Here is an 18,199-nt window from a genome sequence, read left to right as displayed (position 1 = left end):
GAGGTTGCAGGATCGACGGCATGACGATCACAGCGGACCACGGCTACGACGATCTGCCCCGGCTGATGAGCCTGATGACCGGCGACGAGAAGCACGACTTCGCCGCCACCTCCACGCTCGACGTGCTGTGGGTGCTCTACGACCGGGTGCTCGGTGTCACCCCCGGGCGGGCGGACTCCCCGGACCGGGACCGGTTCCTGCTGAGCAAGGGGCACGGGCCGATGGCGTACTACGCCGTGCTCGCGGCGAAGGGGTTCGTGCCCGAGGAGTGGCTGCCCGGCTTCGGGTCGTACGACTCGCCGCTCGGGCATCACCCGGACCGGGTGCTCGTGCCGGGGGCCGAGATCGGCAGCGGGTCGCTCGGGCACGGGCTGCCGCTCGCCGTCGGCAGCGCGCTCGGGCTGCGGGCCCAGGGGCTCACCGGCCCCGCCGTCTGGGTGCTGATCGGCGACGCCGAGCTGGACGAGGGCAGCAATCACGAGGCCATCGCCTACGCCGGTGCGGCCGGCCTGGACCGGCTGCACACCGTGGTCGTGGACAACGCCTCCGCCAGCCACGCCCTGCCCGGCGGCATCGCCGCCCGGTTCGAGGCCGCGAACTGGTCCACCGCCACCGTCGACGGCCGCGACCACGCCGCGCTGTACGAAGCCTTCACCGCCCCGCACCCCGGCCGGCCGCACGCGGTCGTCGCCCGGGTGGAACCGAAGAACGCCCGCTGACCGGATCAGAAAGGCCCACCATCGTGGACATCATGGAAACCATGCGTGACCGGTTCGGCACCGTCGCCTCCCGGCTGCTGGACGAGGACCCCCGGGTCGCGGTCGTCCTCGCCGAGATCGGCCGGGACGCGTTCACCGACGCCGCCCGTCGCCACCCCGACCGGCTGATCAACGTCGGCATCCGCGAGCAGCTCCTCGTCGGCACCGCCGCCGGGCTGTCGCTCACCGGGATGCGGCCCATCGTGCACACCTTCGCCGCGTTCCTCGTGGAGCGCCCCTTCGAGCAGGTCAAGCTGGACCTCGGCCACCAGGACACCGGCGCGGTGCTGGTCAGCGCGGGTGCCTCCTTCGACTGGCCGGCCGGCGGGCAGACCCACATGTCGCCCGGCGACGTCGCCCTCCTCGACACCCTGGACGGCTGGACCGTGCACGTCCCCGGCCACCCCGACGAGGCCGAGACCCTGCTGCGGCACGCCGTGGCGGCGGGCGACGACAAGGTGTACGTACGCCTCTCCCTCCAGCGCAACCGGCTCCCCCTCCCGGTCGACGGCGCCCGCTTCCTCACCGTGCGTGAGGGGCGCGCCGGGGTCGTCGTCGCGGTCGGCCCGATGCTGGACACCGTCCTCACCGCGACCGAGGGCCTGGACGTGACGGTGCTCTATGCGACGACCCTCCGCCCCTTCGACACGGCCGCGCTGCGCCGGGCCACCGAGGCGGCCGGCACCGACGTGGTCCTCGTCGAGCCCTACCTCGCCGGCACCTCGACCCGCGCCGCCACGGAGGCTCTGGCCGACGTGCCGCACCGCGTCCTCGGCCTCGGCGTCGGCCGCCGCGAGCTGCGCCGGTACGGCACCCTCGACGAACACCTCGCCGCGCACGGCCTGGACGCCCCTGGCCTGCGGGAACGGATCGGCGCGTTCGTCGGGGCGGGCGCGGTCAGCGCCTAGCGGTCCTGCGGCACCCCCAGTCCCGGATGCTCCTCCAGCAGCCGTATGGGGGCCGCCTGGCGCCAGGAGTCGGCGAGGATGTCCCGGAGTTCGTCCTCGCCGTCCAGCGCCGCGAGTCTCGCCCGTACCCAGGCGAAGTTGGCCTCGTGGTCCGCGATCCAGAACTTCTCCGGCTCGGCCAGCACCAGTTCGTCCCGCTCCTCCTTCGGGCAGCGCACCGCGAGGGAGGTCTCCTCCTCCGGGAGCGTGGCGAACATCTTCCCGGCCACCCGGAAGGTGGGCATGCTCCAGGCCGTCTTCTCGGTCGTGTCCGGCAGGGACAGGGCGATACGGCGTACGTCTTCTGCGTCCGGCATGCAACGCACCGTAGCCCCCGGCACTGACAACGGCCCCGGCTCAGCCCCCGGCCGCGGCCTGCCCGAGCGCCTCCAGCACCGGCCGGATCAGCGGATGCGCCTCCGCGCCCCGGCGCACGGCCGCGAACACACGCCGGGTGGGGGCCACCCCGTCCACCGGACGGACGACCACGCCGGTCAGGTCCATGCCGCGCAGCGCGGAGCGCGGTACGAGGGCCACGCCCGCGTCGGCCGAGGCCAGCGCGACCACCGCGCGGAAGTCGTCGGAGGAGTGCTCGAGGCGCGGCTGGAACCCGGCGCTCTCGCAGGCCAGCACGACCACGTCGTGACAGGGGTTGCCGGGGTACGGGCCGATCCACGGGTCCTTGGAAAGCTCCGCGAGCGGCACCTCGGCATCGTCGGCGAGCCGGTGCCCGAGCGGGACCACGGCGTCGAACGGCTCGGCGTACAAAGGGAGATGGGTGAGACGGGGATCGTCGGCGGGCGGCGCGCCCCGGTACTCGACGGCGACCGCCACATCCACCTGCCGGTCCAGCAGCATCCTCAGGCTCGCGTCGCCCTCGGCGTCCCGGACCCGGATGCCTATGCCGGGGGCCGACCGGCCGAGCCGGGCCAGTGCGGGCGCGACGACCTGGGCGATCCCGGTGGCGAAGGCGGCGACGGTGACCGTCCCGGCCTCCCCCTTGCCGTACGCGGCCAGCTCCGCCTCGGCCCGCTCCAGCTGGGCCAGGACGGCGTTGGTGTGGCTGAGCAGGATCTCGCCGGCCGGGGTGAGCCGTACGCCCTTCGCGCCGCGCTCGACCAGGCGGTGGCCGGTCTCCTGCTCCAGCGAGGTGAGCTGCTGGGAGACGGCGGACGGGGTGAGGTAGAGCGCGGCGGCCGCCGCCGTGACCGTGCGGTGGTCGGCCACCGCACGGAGGATGTGGAGCCGCCGCGCCTCGATCATGCCGCCATTATCGCAAGGCGGCGCCGCAGGTCAGCCCGCCAGCTCGGCGCGGGCCGCGATGAAGGCGTCGACGGCGCGGTTCACGTCCTCGGTGGAGTGCGCGGCGGAGAGCTGGACGCGGATGCGCGCCTTGCCCTGCGGGACCACCGGGTACGAGAAGCCGATCACGTACACCCCGCGCTCCAGCAGCAGTTCCGCCATCCGGCCCGCCTCGGAGGCATCACCGATCATCACCGGGGCGATGGCGTGGTCGCCGGGGAGGATGTCGAAGCCGGCCTCGGTCATGCGGGAGCGGAACAGCGCGGTGTTCTCGGCGAGCCGCACCCGCAGGTCGTCGGCGGACTCCAGCAGGTCGATGACCTTCAGGGAGGCGGCGGCGATCACCGGGGCGAGGGTGTTGGAGAACAGGTACGGGCGCGAGCGCTGGCGCAGCAGGGCGACGATCTCGGCGCGGGCCGCGACATAGCCGCCGGAGGCGCCGCCGAGGGCCTTGCCGAGGGTGCCGGTGATGATGTCGACGCGGTCCATGACGCCGTGCAGCTCGGGCGTGCCGCGGCCGCCGGCGCCGACGAAGCCGACGGCGTGCGAGTCGTCGACCATGACCATCGCGTCGTAGCGGTCGGCCAGGTCGCAGATCTCGGCGAGCGGGGCGACGTAGCCGTCCATGGAGAAGACGCCGTCGGTGACGATCAGCTTGCGCCGGGCGCCGCCCGCCGTGGCCTCCTTGAGCTGGGTCTCCAGGTCGGCGAGGTCGCGGTTGGCGTAGCGGAAGCGGCGGGCCTTGGACAGGCGGATGCCGTCGATGATGGAGGCGTGGTTGAGGGCGTCGGAGATCACCGCGTCCTCGGGGCCGAGCAGGGTCTCGAAGACACCGCCGTTGGCGTCGAAGCAGGAGGAGTAGAGGATCGTGTCCTCCTGGCCGAGGAACGCCGAGAGGCGGGCCTCCAGCTCCTTGTGCACCTCCTGGGTGCCGCAGATGAAGCGCACGGACGCCATGCCGTAGCCCCAGCGGTCCAGCGCCTCGTGGGCGGCGGCGATCACCTCGGGGTGGTCGGCCAGGCCCAGGTAGTTGTTGGCGCAGAAGTTGAGGACCTCACCGGGGCGCCCGCCCTGGGTGACCTCGACGGTCGCGGACTGCGGGGTGCCGATGACCCGCTCGGGCTTGTGCAGCCCGGCGGCGCGGATCTCGTCGAGGGTGGCGCGGAGGTCGTCGCGGACGGTGTCGAACATGGGGGCTCCTTCGAAGGTGCTGACGGGGGTTACGCGGTCCAGTCGAGGATGACCTTGCCGCCCTTGCCGCTGGCCGCGTCCTCGAAGGCCGCCTCGTAGTCGCGGTAGTCGTACCGGCCGGTGATCACGGGGGCGAGGTCGAGGCCGCCCTCCAGGAGGACCGACATGGCGTACCAGGTCTCGAACATCTCGCGGCCGTAGATGCCCTTGATGGTGATCATCGAGGTGACGATCCGGGACCAGTCGACCGGGAACTCCTGCGACGGCAGGCCCAGCATGGCGATGCGGCCGCCGTGCGTCATGTTGGCGATCATGCCGCGCATGGCCTCGGGGCGGCCGGACATCTCCAGGCCGATGTCGAAGCCCTCACGCAGGCCCAGCTCCCGCTGACCGTCCGCGATGGTGGAGCGCGAGACGTTCAGTGCCAGGCTCACTCCTATCTTGCGGGCCAGTTCGAGGCGCTCCTCGCTGACGTCGGTGACGACGACGTTGCGGGCGCCCGCGTGCCGGGCGACGGCCGCGGCCATCAGGCCGATCGGGCCCGCGCCGGTGATCAGCACGTCCTCGCCGACCAGCGGGAAGGACAGCGCGGTGTGCACGGCGTTGCCGAACGGATCGAACACGGCGGCGATGTCCAGGTCCACGGGGACCCGGTGCACCCACACGTTGGACGCGGGCAGCGCCACGTACTCGGCGAACGCGCCGTCGCGGCCCACGCCCAGGCCGATGGTGGAGCGGCACAGGTGGCGGCGGCCGGCGAGGCAGTTGCGGCACTTGCCGCACACCAGGTGGCCCTCGCCGCTGACCCGGTCGCCCACCCGGATGTCGGTGACGTCGCGGCCGGTGGACACGACCTGGCCCACGAACTCGTGGCCCACGATCAGCGGGGTGCGGATGGCCTGCTGGGCCCAGCCGTCCCAGGCCCGGATGTGCAGGTCGGTGCCGCAGATACCGGTCCGCATGACCTTGATGAGCACGTCACCGGGACCCACTGCGGGCTCGGGCACGTCCATGAGCCGGAGACCGGGCTCCGCCTTCTCCTTGACCAGCGCCTTCAACGCTACGGCTCCTGTGGGTGAGGCCCGGCCGTACGGGCTCGCCGAGGCGTCCGCACCGGGTCCGAGGGGTGGAATCACCCCGCAATCTGCCGTATGCGCCGACCGGAATCCATCGAGCTTTTCTTAACCGGCGCCACAGGTTTCCTTCACACCGGAGGGGGCTCCGCCCAACTCCGGTCGTATTTACGTTCGTTCAGATGGGCAGCCCGTCATCGGCGGCCCTTTCGATGCGTACGGCGAGTTCGGCGGCCATCCCCTTGATGGCCTCAAGCCCGGCCCTGCCCCAGGTGCGCGGCTCCGTGTCGGCGGCGCACACGGTGCCGAGCACCATGCCGGAGCTGTCGATGAGTGGGGCGCCCATATAGGAGCGGATGCCGAGGTCGTCGACGATCGGGTTCCCGGCGAAGCGCGGGTAGTCGCGGACATCGTCCAGCACCAGGGCCTTGTGTCGGACGACCACATGTGGGCAGAACCCATGTTCCCGGGGCAGCACCCGGCCGGTGCCGTCCTCGCGGGTGAGGGGGCCGGCGGGCGGGGCGCTCAGGCCCGCGAAGAACTGCTGCTGCTCGCCGACGAAGTTGACCATGGCGTACGGCGCACCGGTGACCTGGGCGAGGTGGTCGGCGAAGGCGTCCAGCGTGGGCTCCGCGCGCTCCCCGAGACCGAGGCGGCGCAGCCGGGACGTACGGGCCGGGGCCTCCTTGTCCTCCGGGGTGAGCAGCAGACCCCGGACCCGGCGGGCCGGCTCGTACATCATGACCGCACTCCCTGGACGGGGGCTCCCTGCGCGGGCACGGGCGCCGGGACGTGGGCGAGCAGGTGGCGTACGAGGGTGAGCAGGGTCTGCACGCCGGAGCTGGAGATACGGGCGTCGCAGGGGACGACCGGGACGGCGGGGCTCAGGTCGAGGGCGGCGCGCACCTCGTCGGGGTCGTAGCGGAAGGCGTTGTCGAACTCGTTGACGGCCACGATGAAGGCGACGCCGCGTTCCTCGAAGAAGTCGACGGCGGCGAAGCACTCCTCCAGGCGGCGGGTGTCGGCCAGGATGACCGCGCCGAGGGCACCCTCGGACAGCTCGTCCCACATGAACCAGAACCGTTCCTGACCGGGCGTGCCGAACAGGTAGAGCACGTGCCGGGCGTCGAGGGTGATCCGGCCGAAGTCCATGGCGACGGTCGTCTCGACCTTGTTCTCGATGCCGTCCAGGTTGTCGGTGGCCGCGCCGGCCGTGGTGAGCAGTTCCTCCGTGCTGAGCGGCGCGATCTCGCTGACCGCGCCCACGAAGGTCGTCTTGCCCACCCCGAACCCGCCCGCGACCAGGATCTTGAGCGCGGTGGGGAACGGGTCGGAACTGCCCGGTTCGGAGCTGTACGCGTCGTCGGAGCTGTACGGGGCGTCGGAGCTGTACGGGTCAGAGCTGTCGTCGTAGTCCATCGAGCACTGCCTCCAGCAGAGACCGGTCAGTGGGGTTGTGGCGGAACGCGGGGGGCCTGGTGGTCAGCGCCCCGCAGTCGACGAGGTCCGAGAGCAGCACTTTGGTGACCACGGCGGGCAGCCGCAGGTGGGCGGCCACCTCGGCCACCGAGACGGGTGCGCGGGACAGGTCGAGCGCCTGCGCGTGCTCGGGGCCGAGATAGCCGAGCGGGGAGACCCCGGTGGCCATCACCTGGGAGATCAGGTCCAGCGCGACGCTGGGTTCGGTCCGTCCGCCGCTCACCGTGAACGGCCGCACCAGCCTTCCGGCGGCGTCGTCGAGCCAGGGCCCGTCGCCCACGGCGGCCACGCTCACGGCCTCATCGCCGTCGGGTCGGCGGCGGGCTGCCGGGGCGCGGTGACGAGGTACGGGCGGACGCTCTTGACCAGCATCGCCATCTCGTAGCCGAGCACGGCGGCGTCGGCCTCCCGCCCGGCGAGCACGGCGAGGCAGGTGCCGGAGCCGGCCGTGGTGACGAACAGCAGCGTGGAGTCGAGTTCGACCACCACCTGCCGTACCTCCCCGCCGTCCCCGAACCGGACACCCGCGCTGCGGCCCAGCGAGTACAGGCCGGAGGCGAGTGCGGCCATGTGGTCGGCGCTGTCCGGGTCCAGCCCGTGCACGGCCTTCACCAGCCCGTCGCAAGACAGCAGCACCGCGCTGCCGGTGTGCGGGACGCGCTGCACGAGGCCGCTCAGCAGCCAGTCGAGGTCGGATGCGTGGGCGGTCGGCGCATCGCTCGCCATGGTGGATCGACTCCTTGGGGTACGGGGGGCTGCGGGAGCGGTGGGGAGGGTGGTGCCGGTGGGGGTGTGGGTCATGCGGGGGGCGCGCTCCTGTCGAGGGGGCCGGGGGGTGTGGGGTCCGGCGCGGTGTGGGGCGGCTCCATGTGGTCGGGGCCCATGAGGTCAGGACCCATGTGGTCAGGACCCATGTGGGGAGGCTCCATGTGGTCGGGCCCCATGTGGTCCGCGGCCGTGTGGTTCGGCTCGGTGGGGTCGGGGGGCGTGGGAGGGGCCACTGTGAAGTCCGGCGCCATGTGGACGGGGGCCATGTGCCCGACATCCATGTGACTTGGCTCCATAGGGACGGCATCCATGTGCACCTCAGCCACGCTCTCGGCACCCATGTGCGCCGACTCCGCCCGAGCGCCCTCCACATACGCCGCCCCCGCGGGCACCCCCTCCCCCGCCGCCTCCAGACTCTGCTGGGACTCCGCCAGCCCGATCCCGCGCTGGAACGCGGCCATCAGACCAGGGTCGTGACCCACGACAGCCTCGTTGTCCTGACGCGGTACGGGGCCGCCCCGCAGCTGCGGAACGATGTGCTCCTGGGCGCGACGACGCGGCAGCGAGGGCCTCTCCGTACCCGAGGGGGTCGCACCGACGCGCGCCGTCGGCAGCACGCCCGAGTTGGCCTCCACCACGGCCCGGTCCCCGGCGCCGACGCCGGGCACCGCCTCCGCAGGGTTGGCCCGCTGCTCCTGAGCCCCCCGCCTCGGCAACGGAGGCGGTGCGGCAGCCCCCGTACCGGCACCGTCGGCGTCCCCGCTCCCCCGCCGAGCCACCTGCCGATGCCGCCCCGTGGCCTGAGCAGGAGCAGTCGGCGCACCCGGCGTACTCGGAGCACCCGGTACAGCAGCCCCCACCGCCCCAGCCACCTCACCCCCCGGACCAGCACCCTCATGACCGGCACCCTCATGACCGGCCCCCGACGAAGCCCCCGCCCCCTCGGCCTCCGGCACAAACCCCGCCGAGACCCCCAACAACCCCTGCGGCACCACGAGTACCGCCTGCACGCCCCCGTAGATGTTGGTCTGGAGACGCACCGAGATCCCGTGCCGACGGGCGAGTTGGGAGACGACGTACAGCCCGATGCGGCCGTCCGCCAGTAGGCTGGCGACGTTGACCTGGTCGGGGTCGGAGAGGAGCGCGTTCATCCGGTGCTGTTCCTCGACCGGCATGCCGAGCCCCCGGTCCTCGACCTCGATGGCGAGCCCGGAGGTCACCAGGTTGGCGCGGAGCAGGACTTGGGTCTGCGGGGCGGAGAACACGGTCGCGTTCTCGACGAGTTCGGCGAGGAGATGGATGACGTCGGCGACGGCGTGCCCGCGCAGTTCGCCCTCGACCGGCGGAACGAGCTTGACGCGTGAGTACTGTTCGACCTCGGCGATGGCGGAGCGCAGCACCTCGGTCATGTCGACGGGGTTGCTCCACTGCCGCCGGGAGACGGCACCGCCGAGCACGGCGAGGTTCTCCGCGTGGCGGCGGATGCGGGTGGCGAGGTGGTCGACGTGGAAGAGGCCCTTGAGCAGGTCGGGGTCCTCGATCTCGTTCTCCAGCTCGTCCAGGATGGAGATCTCCCGGTGCACCAGTGACTGCAGGCGCCGGGCGAGGTTGACGAAGACCTCGAGTTTCTGTTCGTTGGCGGCCTGGCTGGAGAGCTGGGCCGCGCGGACGACGGCGGTGACGGCGCCGTCGTGCGCGCGGGCCAGGTCGGCGGCGAGGAGTTCGAAGTCGTCGGCGTCCTCGGGCGGCCGGCGGCGGGGCTTGCCGCGGGGCGGCGGTTCGCCCCGGCGCAGCGCGTCGACCAGGGCGCGCAGGTCGGCCTCGCCGCGGGCGGTGTTGCGGCGCAGGGCGCCGACGCGGTCGCCGACGGAACGGGCGGCGCGGTCGGCGGCCACGGCGGCGACGCCGATGGCGGCCCCGGCGACCACGACGGTGAGGGCGAGCACCGCCCAGAGGACCGGGCCGGTGTGCGCGCCGGCCCGGTCGGTGAGGACGACGGCCGCGATGGCGGCGAGGGCGACCGCGACGGGCGGGAGTACGGCGAGCCGCATGAGCTGGGGCCGAATGAGCGTCTCGGGCAGTGCGGGAGCGGGTCGGGCGACCGGTCTGCCGTGCCGGCCGCCCTCTCGGCGGTCGGCACGGGCGGCCGGTGCGCGGAGGTGAGACATCTGCGTCCTCGTACTGGTCCGGCGGGCCTGACGTCGGAAAGAAAGAAGGGGGAAGGAAAGGGGCCCTGAGGTGTCCGACGGGAATTCACGTTAGTTGCCTGTGCGGTAGGTGCGGCGGGCAGTTGACAAAGTCTCCCGGCTCGCTTCCCGCTCTGGTATGAGGCGTCGTACATTCGATCGATAAAGCCGGTGAATTTACGCGTCAGAGAGAAAAGGAAACGGTCCCCCTCGATCAGAAGAAATCATTCCCCGTGATCCGTACGTGATCGGCACCGCGTACGCTCCCGCCTGACCGGTGTGCACGAGCACGCCACAACTACGGGGGATGAACGATGACTTGGGGACGTGCGGCGATACCGGCGCTGGTCGGCGGAGTACTGCTGACGGCGTTGCTGTGGTGGGCGGGGGCGAGCACGGACGCGCTGCGCCTACAGGGGAGTACCGATCTGCTGGGCGGCGAGGCGGTGTCCGATCTGCAGCAGTGGCTCGGCCCCTGGGCGTACGACCCGCCGCAGTTCGCGCCGGACGGCGACGGAACGCACTACCTCGACCTGTTTCACACCGGGAGGCAGATCCGGTTCGGGGCTCTCTTCGTGTTCTTCACCACCGGGGCGCTGCTGCTGACGCGGTGGCTGCCGCCGGTCGCGGGGCGGGTGCCCGCCGCGCTGCTCGCGTTGTGGGCCTGGGCGCAGGTGTCCGCCATGCTCGCGGTGACGATTTCGGCGCCGTGGCAGATCGCCGCGTACGGGCACGGCGGCTACCGCTTCCTGCCCAATCTGTCGGGCGTGATGACCCAGGGTGGCCAACTCGCGGTGCCGGCCGGGCTGGTCGCGGCGGCCGCGACGGTGCTGGTGGGGCGCGCCGCCGCCAAGGGGGCCGGCCCGCTGCCCCGGCGGGAAGTTCCGGCGCGGGGCGCGCGACGGGCGGCCACGGCCGGCACGGCGGTGATCGCGTTCTCGCTGCTGGTGTTGTCGTACCAGGGGATCGCCGCCGCGATCCAGACGGCGCCCTACGGCGGTGGGTTCTTCTCCGAACCGGGTGACCTGCTGCGCCAGTTGCTGCTGCTCGGCGCCTGGTCGGGCCCCTCGGGCACACCGGTCATGGACTGGCTGCTCGCCCGGTTGTCCGACGTGCTGGTGCTCGTAGTGGTGTGGTGGGCGCTCCGGCTGCTGCCCGGCCTGCTCACCAGGGCCACGGTCCCGGCGATGGCGGTCGGCACGGTCTGTGCGACCGTCCTGGGACTGGGCGCGGGGCAGCTGGTGCGGGCGGCGACGGTCGACGGCGGCCCGAAGTGGGGGCTGCGGTACATCGTCACCAACCTGGGGGTCGGCCTCCCGGCCGCGCTGCTCTGGGGCCTGGTCGCGGGCGCGGTGGCCGCCGCGGTGCTGCGGCCGGCGACCGGCCCCGCACCGGTGGAGAACTGAAGCCTCGGATCAGGGGGCCTCAGATCAGAGGGCCTCAGATCAGGGTCAGGACCACCGCGAGCGTCGAGTCGTACTTCTGCTGGCGGCCCGCGACCGATTCGAGGACCTGCTGGGCGCTCTCCCACTGCTCGGGCTGGGCCTTGGCGTAGTCGCGCCAGCCGACGACGACGAGGAGGCGGCCCGGCACCTCGGGGCCCCAGCCGATGTCGCCGCAGGCGTCCTGGAACGCCTGCCAGTTGCGTCCGGCGAACTCGGGCAGGTCGAGGGCCTTGGTGGCGCGGTCCATGAATCCGGCCTGGTCCGTGACGCCGGCGAGGTCGAGCGGGATGACCTTCCAGCCGGCCTGGTGGACGACCTCGGCGAGGGTGGCTGCGGGCATGTCGGCACCGCCTTCGGGGTCCGGGATTGCGTCGGTCCACCCATCATGCCCCGGCCGGATCGGGTCCGCAGGTCCGCCCGGCCGGGCCCGGACGGGCTTGACCGGCCGCCACGGTAGGCTCTCCCCTTTGTGCCCGGAGCCGTACCGGGCGCGCCCGAGCCCGACAGGTACCCCGCGTCTTGAGCATCTCCGCGCCCTCGCGCCGTTTCCGCCGCCCCTCCTGGCTGTCCGATCCGAGGGTGCTGCGCACCGAGGTGCTGGGCGGGCTGGTGGTCGCCCTGGCGCTGATCCCGGAGGCGATCTCGTTCTCGGTGATCGCCGGGGTGGACCCGGCGATCGGGCTGTTCGCGTCGTTCACCATGGCGGTGACCCTCGCGTTCGTGGGCGGGCGCCCGGCGATGATCTCCGCCGCGACCGGCGCCGTGGCGCTGGTGATCGCCCCGGTGAACCGGGAGCACGGCTTCGGGTATCTGATCGCCACGGTGATCCTGGCGGGCGTCTGCCAGATCGTGCTGGGCGCGCTGGGGGTGGCGCGGCTGCTGCGGTTCGTGCCGCGCAGTGTGATGGTCGGCTTCGTGAACGCGCTGGCGGTACTGATCTTCCTGACCCAGCTCAAGGAGCTGACCGGGGTGCCGTGGCCGGTGTATCCGCTGTTCGCGGCCGGGGTGGCGTTGCTGGCGCTGTTCCCCAAGGTCACCCGGGCGGTACCGGCGCCGCTGGTGTCGATCGTGGCGCTCACGGCGGTCACCGTGGCGGCGGGCATCGCGGTGCCGACGGTCGGCGACCGGGGCGCGCTGCCCTCGGCGCTGCCGGTGCCGGGTCTGCCGGACGTGCCGTTCACCCTGGACACGCTGACCACGATCGCGCCGTACGCGCTGGCCATGGCGCTGGTCGGGCTGATGGAGTCGCTGATGACGGCGCGGCTGGTGGACGACATCACCGACACCCGTTCCTCCAAGACGCGGGAGTCGGTCGGGCAGGGCGTCGCCAACATCGTGACCGGGCTCTTCGGCGGCATGGGCGGCTGCGCGATGATCGGCCAGACCATGATCAACGTCCGGGTGTCGGGCGCCCGTACCCGGTTGTCGACGTTCCTGGCCGGGGTGTTCCTGATGGTGCTGTGCATCGTCTGCGGGCCCGCGGTGTCGAAGATCCCGATGGCCGCGCTGGTCGCCGTGATGGTGATGGTGTCGGTGGCGACCTTCGACTGGCACTCGGTCGCGCCGCGCACGCTGCGGCGGATGCCGGCCGGGGAGATCGCGGTCATGGTGCTCACGGTGGTGGTCGTGGTGGCCACCCAGAACCTGGCGATCGGTGTGGTGGTCGGCTCGCTGGTCGCCCTGACCGTGTTCGCCCGCCGGGTCGCCCGGTCCGCCGAGGTCACCTCGGTCCTGGACCAGGACGGCTCGACGGTGGTCTACCGGGTGACCGGCAACCTGTTCTTCGCCTCGGCGGACGACCTGGCGGACCGTTTCGCCTACGCCACCGATCCCTGCCGGGTGGTGATCGACCTGTCCGCCGCCCACGTGTGGGACGCCTCGTCCGTCGCCGCGCTGGACGCGGTGGAGACGCGGTACGCCGAGCACGGTGCGGCGGTCGAGATCACCGGCCTGGACGAGCGCAGCGCCCGCCTGCACAGCACGCTGACCGGCGAACTGGCGGGCAAGGGCTGAACGGACCCGTGTGGGCGCCGACCCGTCACCCGGTCGCGGCCAGCAGGGTGCGGCCGCCGAGGGCGACGGAGAACTGGTCGGTGATCTGGGCCAGTGCCTCGGCGGTGCCGGGGGCGACGGTCAGGGTGCCGTCCTCACGCACCACTATGTCCTTGTCGAGGGTGAACCAGCCCTGAACTATATGGGCGGCACCCATGGAGCTGAGCACCGGCCGCAGGGCGTAGTCGATGGCGAGGACATGGGCGGTGGTACCGCCGGTGGCGAGCGGCAGCACCGTCTTGCCGGTGAGCGCGTACTGCGGGAGCAGGTCCAGGAAGGACTTCAGCAGCCCGGAGTAGGCGGCCTTATACACGGGGGTGCCGATCACGACGCCGTCGGCCCGGTCGACCAGTTCGGCGGCGGCCGCGATGGCGGGGTGCCTGACATCGGCGCCGAGCAGGGCCTCGGCGGGCAGCCGGCGCACGTCCAGCGGGACCACCTGATGGCCCTGGCGGCTCAGCCGCTCGTCCAGGTGGCGCAGCAGACGGCCGGTGCGGGAGGTGGCGGAGGGGCTGCCGGAGATGGACAGGACGGTTGCCATGGGGGGACCTTTCAAGCGGGGTTCGATGGGCGGCCAGGGGGTGTCTCGCTGCGGCGACCCCCTACGCCTGCTGCCACAGGGTGGTGGGCGCTTCCGTCCGCACGACGGGTGCGATCTCCTCGGCGAACCAGCGGAGCTGGTCGGTCTGCCGGGGCAGGGAGAGGCCGGAGCCGTCGACGGTGACGGACTGGAGGTCGTGCCGGTAGGCCGCGTGGAAGCCGAGGATCTTGTCGATGACCTGCTGCGGGCTGCCGATGAGGTGCGGCCCGTCCGCGATGGCCTCCTCCACGGTCCGGAACGGCGTGTTGTACCCCGGCTTGCCGGCCAGGTGCGGCTTGTACGACTGGCGGACGCGGGCCTCGTAGAAGTCCTTGAACTCGGCGACGGCCTGCTGGCTGGTGCGCGCGATGAACAGGCCGCCGGAGCCCGCGCCGACGTAGGCGCCGGCCGGGTCGTGGCCGTGGGCGGCGAAGCGTTCCCGGTAGTGCTCGATGAGCCGGGTGTACGCCTCGCGGGGCTGGATGGCGTTGGCGCTGAACAGCGGGTCACCGTGACGGGCGGCCAGCTCGGGTGAGTTGAGGCTGGTGGCGGAGCCGTGCCAGACGCGGGGCGGCCGTCCCTCGTACGGGCGCGGGAGGGTGGTGACGCCGGTCAGGGGCGGGCGGAACTTGCCCTGCCAGGTGACGTCCTCCTCACACCAGAGCCTGCGCAGCAGCTCGTACTTCTCGGCCTGGTAGTCCCACTGGAGGCCCTCGTCCAGGCCGAAGAGGTCGAAGTGGCCGGCCTCGGCGCCCTTGCCGATGACGAGTTCGAGACGGCCACGGGAGAGCTGATGGAGGGTGGCGTAGTCCTCGGCGACGCGTACGGGGTCGAGGATGGCGAGGACGGTGACGCCGGTGAGCAGCCGGATGCGGGAGGTGCGGGCGGCGAGCGCGCCGAGCAGCACGGTGGGGCTGGAGGAGAGGAAGGGCCCGGCGTGCCGCTCCCCGATCGCGTACGCGTCGAAGCCCAGCTCCTCGGCGACGGCCCCGGTCTCCACGATCTCGGCCAACCGGTCGGCGGCGGGCACCTGCTCACCGGTCAGGGGGTGCGGGGCGTGGCCGCCGATGGTGAGGACCTGGAACCTCATGCCGACTCCTCCTGACGCGGTGCGGGAAGGCCGAGGTGGTCGCGCAGGGTGCGCCCCTGGTACTCGGTGCGCAGCACGCCGCGTTCCTGGAGCAGCGGCACGACCCGGTCGACGAACTCGTCGAGTCCGCCCGGGGTGAGGTGGGGCACGAGGATGAAGCCGTCGGCCGCGTCGGTCTGGACGTGTTCGTCCATGGCGGCGGCGACCGAGGCGGGGGTGCCGATGAAGGACTGGCGGGCGGTGAGTTCGACGGCCAGTTCGCGGATGGAGAGGTGCTTCTCCTCGGCGAGGGACCGCCAGCGGGCCGCGATGCCGAAGCGGTCGGCCATGTGGGCCCAGCCCTGGGCGAGTTCGCCGTCCGGCACCGGTTCGACGTCCGGGAGCGGTCCGTCCGGGTCATAGCCGGTGAGGTCGCGGCCCCAGACGTTCTCCAGCGTGGCGATGGCGGTCTGCGGGCTGACCTGTTGCCGCCGGATGTGCGCGGCGCGTTCCTGCGCGTCGGCCTCGCTGTCGCCGAGGACGACGGTCGCGGCGGGCAGGATCTTGAGCTGGTCCGGGGTGCGCCCGTACCGGGCGAGGCGGCCCTTGACGTCGGCGTGGAATGTGCGGCCCGCCTCCGGGGTGCCGTGCCGGCTGAAGACGATGTCGGCGGTGCGCGCGGCGAACTCCCGGCCCTCGTCGGAGTCCCCGGCCTGGATGAGGACGGGGTGCACCTGGGGCGAGTGGGGCAGTGTGGCGCGGGCGGTGATGTCGAACTGGGGCCCGCTGTGCCGGACGGTGCGCGGGGTACCGCCGCTCGGCCAGGAGTCCCACAGGGCGCGGGCCACCTCCACGAACTCGGCGGCGCGGGTGTAGCGGTCGGCGCGGTCGAGGTAGCCGCCGCGCCGGAAGTTCTCACCGGTGAACGCGTCGGAGGACGTGACGATGTTCCAGGCGGCCCGGCCCCCGGACAGGTGGTCCAACGTGGCGAATCTGCGCGCGAGTTCGTAGGGCTCGTTGAACGTGGCATTGACGGTGGCGGCCAGTCCGAGGTGCTCGGTGACGGCGGCGAGCGCGTTCAGCACGGTCAGCGACTCGGGGCGCCCGACCACGTCCAAGTCGTGGATCCGGCCCTTGCGTTCGCGCAGCCGCAGGCCCTCGGCGAGGAAGAAGAAGTCGAACCGGCCGCGCTCGGCGGTCCGGGCCAGGTGCTGGAAGGAGGAGAAGTCGATCTGGCTGCGGGAGCCGGGGTCCCGCCACACGGTGGTGCTGTTGACGCCGGGGAAGTGGGCGGCGAGATGAATCTGCCTCCTTCCGGCGGGAGTTGAGGCGCTCACAGCGCGGTCTCCGTCCGTACGGCGTAGCGGCTGTCGGGGCGAATCAGGCCGAGATGGTCGCGCAGGGTGCGGCCGGAGTGGGTGGCGCGGAACAGCCCGCGGGCGCGCAGGGCGGGTACGACGTCGTGGATCACGGCGGGCAGTTCCTCCGTGGGGTCGGTGGTGACGAGGTGGAAGCCGTCCGTACCGGCCTCGGCGTGCCAGTCGGCGAGCAACTCCGGCAGCCTGTCCGGGCTTTCGGTGACCCGTATCAGCACTCGCAGGTCATTCCGGCCGGCACGCTTCAGCAGTTCGGTGCGGGCCTCGCGGGCGGCGGCCGGGCCGGCGGCGTCCAGCAGGACGATCTCGGCGTGGCGGGCGGCCAACTCCCAGCGGCCGTCGCGCCCTTGTGCGTCGAGTACGACGGCGATGGGTGGCCGCCCCTGCGGTGGCCGGGGCACGATCGACGGTCCCCGGACCGAGAAGCGCGGCCCCTCGAAGTCGATGTAGTGCAGCTTGTCCCGGTCGATGAAGCGGCCGGTCCCCGCGTCCCGGATCTCGGCGTCGTCCTCCCAGCTGTCCCAGAGCCGGGCGGCGACCTCGGCGGCGTCGGCCGCCTCCGCCCACAGCTCGGGGGCGGGGGCGGGGTCGCGGCGGCCGACGGCGCGGGCCGCTTCCCCGGTGGTGGAGACGTCGACCAGCCAGCCCGCCCGGCCCTCGCTGACGAAGTCCAGGGTGGCGAGGGCGCTGGAGGTGTGGAAGGGCTCGGTATGGGTGGTGGTGACCGTGGGGATCAGGCCGATGCGGCTGGTCCGGGCGGCGGCGTAGGCCAGTACGGCGACGGCGTCGAGGCGGCCGTCGCCGTCGGCGGGGTCCAGGGAGTCGTCGAGGGTGACGAAGTCGAGGGCGCCGAGTTCGGCGAGCTGGACCAGGCCGGTCCAGTGGGCGGCGGACCGGGGCCCGGCGCTGCCGAGGGCGACGGAGAGATGGAGTTCGCGGGTCATGCTGTCCTCCTCGCCTACTTCCCGGCCTTGGGCAGGCCGGGCGGGTTGATCTCGGACTTGGTCACGGCCTCGTCGGACAGCCCCCAACGCTTGAGCACCTTCGCGTAAGTACCGTTCTGGATCACGTGGTTGAGGGCGTCGGCAAGCGGCTTGGCGAGTCCGCTGTCCTTCTTGGTGGTGGCCGCGATGAGGCCCTGGAGGGTGGCACCGGCACCGGAGCAGGTGCCGACGACCTCGGTCTGTCCGGTGGTCGCCGCGTGGTAGGCGGCGGTCGGGTTGGGGCCGACGTAGACGTCGATACGGCCGGAGCGGAGGGCGAGGTAGGTGTCGCTCTCGTCCTGGTAGTACTTGATGTGGATGGGCCCCCGGCCCGCCTTCTCGTTCTCCTTGCTCCACTCGACCAGGAGCTTCTCCTGGTTGGTGCCGCTGGAGACGGCGACGTTCCGCCCGGCGAGGGCGGCGGGGCCGGTGACCTTCAGCCCGCTGCCCTTCTTGGTCGCGAAGCCGAGGTTGTCCTCGCGGTAGGTGGCGAAGTCGTACTTCTCCTTGCGTTCCTCGGTGACCGTGATGTTGCTGAAGCCCACGTCGTACTTGGCGCTGTCGAGGCCGACGAAGATGTTCTCCCAGGAGACGGTGTCGAGGTGCGGCTTGAGCCCGAGGACTCCGGCGACGAGGTACGCGAGATCGGGTTCGACGCCGATGACGGTCTTGTTGTCCGTGGCGTGGAAGCCCAGTGGCGCGGCCGAGTTGGAGGAGTCGACGATCTCCAGGGTGCCTCTCTTGCGGATCTTCTCCGGGACCTCGGCGGCGATGGCGGCGACCCGGCCGGTGGTGACCCGGTGCTGGTCGGGGCTGAGATTGATCTTCGTGGTGGTGCCCTTGCCGGCCGCGACCTCGGCCGTGCCGCCGTCGGTGGGGTTGGCGCAGGCGGCCAGGACGAGGGCGGAGGCGAGGCCGAGTGCGGGGAGGGCGATACGGCGGGCGGTGGTGGACACGCGGAAATCTCCTGGGGGAACGAAGAGTTGGGGA

At 72.4% G+C, this 18,199-nt stretch carries 19 protein-coding genes; 4 read left to right on the top strand and 15 right to left on the bottom strand.

Annotated elements, in window-relative coordinates:
• The first annotated feature begins 20 nt into the window (after positions 1-20).
• Both D0Z67_RS25030 and D0Z67_RS25025 read left to right on the top strand, forming a co-directional pair.
• Positions 21-719, top strand: coding sequence for a thiamine pyrophosphate-dependent enzyme (locus D0Z67_RS25030; RefSeq protein WP_031181514.1), 699 nt, complete (start codon positions 21-23; stop codon positions 717-719).
• A gap of 32 nt (positions 720-751) precedes the next feature.
• Positions 752-1,666 (top strand): transketolase family protein, encoded by a 915-nt coding sequence (locus tag D0Z67_RS25025; protein ID WP_031181515.1) that lies wholly within the window; start codon positions 752-754, stop codon positions 1,664-1,666.
• On the opposite strand, the gene D0Z67_RS25020 is transcribed toward D0Z67_RS25025, so the two are convergent.
• The 9 genes from D0Z67_RS25020 to D0Z67_RS24980 all read right to left on the bottom strand — a co-directional run bounded on the left by D0Z67_RS25020 (position 1,663) and on the right by D0Z67_RS24980 (position 9,686).
• Positions 1,663-2,022, bottom strand: coding sequence for an MmcQ/YjbR family DNA-binding protein (locus D0Z67_RS25020; protein ID WP_031181516.1), 360 nt, complete (start codon positions 2,020-2,022; stop codon positions 1,663-1,665). The genes D0Z67_RS25025 and D0Z67_RS25020 overlap by 4 nt on opposite strands.
• A 40-nt stretch (positions 2,023-2,062) precedes the next feature.
• Positions 2,063-2,968 (bottom strand): LysR family transcriptional regulator, encoded by a 906-nt coding sequence (locus D0Z67_RS25015; protein ID WP_031181517.1) that lies wholly within the window; start codon positions 2,966-2,968, stop codon positions 2,063-2,065.
• Positions 2,969-2,998: 30 nt separating this feature from the next.
• Positions 2,999-4,198, bottom strand: a complete 1,200-nt coding sequence (locus D0Z67_RS25010) for a glycine C-acetyltransferase (protein WP_031181518.1) — start codon at positions 4,196-4,198, stop codon at positions 2,999-3,001.
• A gap of 29 nt (positions 4,199-4,227) precedes the next feature.
• On the bottom strand, positions 4,228-5,256 hold the full coding sequence (gene tdh, locus D0Z67_RS25005) for an L-threonine 3-dehydrogenase (RefSeq protein WP_031181519.1): 1,029 nt from the start codon (positions 5,254-5,256) through the stop codon (positions 4,228-4,230).
• Between the two features lie 193 nt (positions 5,257-5,449).
• Positions 5,450-6,013: a GAF domain-containing protein gene (locus D0Z67_RS25000; protein WP_031181520.1), complete on the bottom strand. Its 564-nt coding sequence runs from the start codon at positions 6,011-6,013 to the stop codon at positions 5,450-5,452.
• A complete protein-coding gene (locus tag D0Z67_RS24995; protein WP_037775121.1) occupies positions 6,010-6,690 on the bottom strand; it encodes a GTP-binding protein in 681 nt (226 codons plus the stop codon). The genes D0Z67_RS25000 and D0Z67_RS24995 overlap by 4 nt, the downstream gene beginning before the upstream one ends.
• The gene (locus tag D0Z67_RS24990; protein WP_031181522.1) at positions 6,668-7,039 is read right to left on the bottom strand and encodes a DUF742 domain-containing protein; all 372 of its coding nucleotides are present in this window, start codon (positions 7,037-7,039) and stop codon (positions 6,668-6,670) included. The genes D0Z67_RS24995 and D0Z67_RS24990 overlap by 23 nt, the downstream gene beginning before the upstream one ends.
• A gap of 2 nt (positions 7,040-7,041) precedes the next feature.
• Complete coding sequence (locus D0Z67_RS24985) at positions 7,042-7,476, bottom strand: roadblock/LC7 domain-containing protein (RefSeq protein ID WP_031181523.1); 435 nt, start codon at positions 7,474-7,476, stop codon at positions 7,042-7,044.
• A 71-nt stretch (positions 7,477-7,547) separates the two neighbouring features.
• The gene (locus D0Z67_RS24980) at positions 7,548-9,686 is read right to left on the bottom strand and encodes an ATP-binding protein (protein ID WP_199812183.1); all 2,139 of its coding nucleotides are present in this window, start codon (positions 9,684-9,686) and stop codon (positions 7,548-7,550) included.
• Positions 9,687-10,018: 332 nt separating this feature from the next.
• Between D0Z67_RS24980 and D0Z67_RS24970 the strand changes: the two genes are divergently transcribed.
• Entirely contained in the window at positions 10,019-11,110 is a 1,092-nt protein-coding gene (locus D0Z67_RS24970) for a hypothetical protein (protein WP_031181525.1), read from the top strand.
• A gap of 34 nt (positions 11,111-11,144) precedes the next feature.
• On the opposite strand, the gene D0Z67_RS24965 is transcribed toward D0Z67_RS24970, so the two are convergent.
• On the bottom strand, positions 11,145-11,489 hold the full coding sequence (locus D0Z67_RS24965) for a barstar family protein (RefSeq protein ID WP_031181526.1): 345 nt from the start codon (positions 11,487-11,489) through the stop codon (positions 11,145-11,147).
• 179 nt (positions 11,490-11,668) lie between these two features.
• Between D0Z67_RS24965 and D0Z67_RS24960 the strand changes: the two genes are divergently transcribed.
• Positions 11,669-13,162 carry a SulP family inorganic anion transporter gene (locus tag D0Z67_RS24960; RefSeq protein ID WP_031181527.1) on the top strand — a complete coding sequence of 498 codons (1,494 nt, stop codon included), beginning with the start codon at positions 11,669-11,671 and terminating at the stop codon, positions 13,160-13,162.
• Between the two features lie 25 nt (positions 13,163-13,187).
• Here D0Z67_RS24960 and ssuE read toward each other — a convergent pair whose 3' ends face one another.
• From ssuE to D0Z67_RS24935, 5 genes are all read right to left on the bottom strand, one after another.
• On the bottom strand, positions 13,188-13,742 hold the full coding sequence (gene ssuE, locus D0Z67_RS24955; protein WP_031181528.1) for an NADPH-dependent FMN reductase: 555 nt from the start codon (positions 13,740-13,742) through the stop codon (positions 13,188-13,190).
• A 61-nt stretch (positions 13,743-13,803) separates the two neighbouring features.
• Complete coding sequence (locus D0Z67_RS24950; protein ID WP_031181529.1) at positions 13,804-14,871, bottom strand: LLM class flavin-dependent oxidoreductase; 1,068 nt, start codon at positions 14,869-14,871, stop codon at positions 13,804-13,806.
• Positions 14,868-16,187 carry an NtaA/DmoA family FMN-dependent monooxygenase gene (locus D0Z67_RS24945; RefSeq protein WP_031181530.1) on the bottom strand — a complete coding sequence of 440 codons (1,320 nt, stop codon included), beginning with the start codon at positions 16,185-16,187 and terminating at the stop codon, positions 14,868-14,870. The genes D0Z67_RS24950 and D0Z67_RS24945 overlap by 4 nt, the downstream gene beginning before the upstream one ends.
• Positions 16,184-17,170, bottom strand: coding sequence for an LLM class flavin-dependent oxidoreductase (locus D0Z67_RS24940; RefSeq protein WP_031181531.1), 987 nt, complete (start codon positions 17,168-17,170; stop codon positions 16,184-16,186). Before D0Z67_RS24940 ends, D0Z67_RS24945 begins: the two co-directional genes overlap by 4 nt.
• Before the next feature lie 14 nt (positions 17,171-17,184).
• Positions 17,185-18,165, bottom strand: coding sequence for an ABC transporter substrate-binding protein (locus D0Z67_RS24935; protein ID WP_031181532.1), 981 nt, complete (start codon positions 18,163-18,165; stop codon positions 17,185-17,187).
• Positions 18,166-18,199 lie beyond the last annotated feature (34 nt).

Source organism: Streptomyces seoulensis, assembly GCF_004328625.1.
GTDB classification, from domain to species: domain Bacteria; phylum Actinomycetota; class Actinomycetes; order Streptomycetales; family Streptomycetaceae; genus Streptomyces; species Streptomyces seoulensis.
The sequence above is the reverse complement of the archived record's forward strand: the minus strand, read 5'-3'. Positions and strand labels throughout refer to the sequence as shown.

Excerpts from the sequence above, each read along its gene's own strand:
- D0Z67_RS24965 (WP_031181526.1), bottom strand. The coding sequence starts at position 11,489 with ATGCCCGCAGCCACCCTCGCCGAGGTCGTCCACCAGGCCGGCTGGAAG.
- D0Z67_RS25010 (WP_031181518.1), bottom strand. The coding sequence starts at position 4,198 with ATGTTCGACACCGTCCGCGACGACCTCCGCGCCACCCTCGACGAGATC.
- ssuE (WP_031181528.1), bottom strand. The coding sequence starts at position 13,742 with ATGGCAACCGTCCTGTCCATCTCCGGCAGCCCCTCCGCCACCTCCCGC.
- D0Z67_RS25030 (WP_031181514.1), top strand. The coding sequence starts at position 21 with ATGACGATCACAGCGGACCACGGCTACGACGATCTGCCCCGGCTGATG.
- D0Z67_RS25000 (WP_031181520.1), bottom strand. The coding sequence starts at position 6,013 with ATGATGTACGAGCCGGCCCGCCGGGTCCGGGGTCTGCTGCTCACCCCG.
- D0Z67_RS24985 (WP_031181523.1), bottom strand. The coding sequence starts at position 7,476 with ATGGCGAGCGATGCGCCGACCGCCCACGCATCCGACCTCGACTGGCTG.
- D0Z67_RS24950 (WP_031181529.1), bottom strand. The coding sequence starts at position 14,871 with ATGAGGTTCCAGGTCCTCACCATCGGCGGCCACGCCCCGCACCCCCTG.
- D0Z67_RS24995 (WP_037775121.1), bottom strand. The coding sequence starts at position 6,690 with ATGGACTACGACGACAGCTCTGACCCGTACAGCTCCGACGCCCCGTAC.
- D0Z67_RS24980 (WP_199812183.1), bottom strand. The coding sequence starts at position 9,686 with ATGTCTCACCTCCGCGCACCGGCCGCCCGTGCCGACCGCCGAGAGGGC.
- D0Z67_RS24940 (WP_031181531.1), bottom strand. The coding sequence starts at position 17,170 with ATGACCCGCGAACTCCATCTCTCCGTCGCCCTCGGCAGCGCCGGGCCC.
- D0Z67_RS25015 (WP_031181517.1), bottom strand. The coding sequence starts at position 2,968 with ATGATCGAGGCGCGGCGGCTCCACATCCTCCGTGCGGTGGCCGACCAC.
- D0Z67_RS24970 (WP_031181525.1), top strand. The coding sequence starts at position 10,019 with ATGACTTGGGGACGTGCGGCGATACCGGCGCTGGTCGGCGGAGTACTG.
- D0Z67_RS25020 (WP_031181516.1), bottom strand. The coding sequence starts at position 2,022 with ATGCCGGACGCAGAAGACGTACGCCGTATCGCCCTGTCCCTGCCGGAC.
- D0Z67_RS25025 (WP_031181515.1), top strand. The coding sequence starts at position 752 with ATGGAAACCATGCGTGACCGGTTCGGCACCGTCGCCTCCCGGCTGCTG.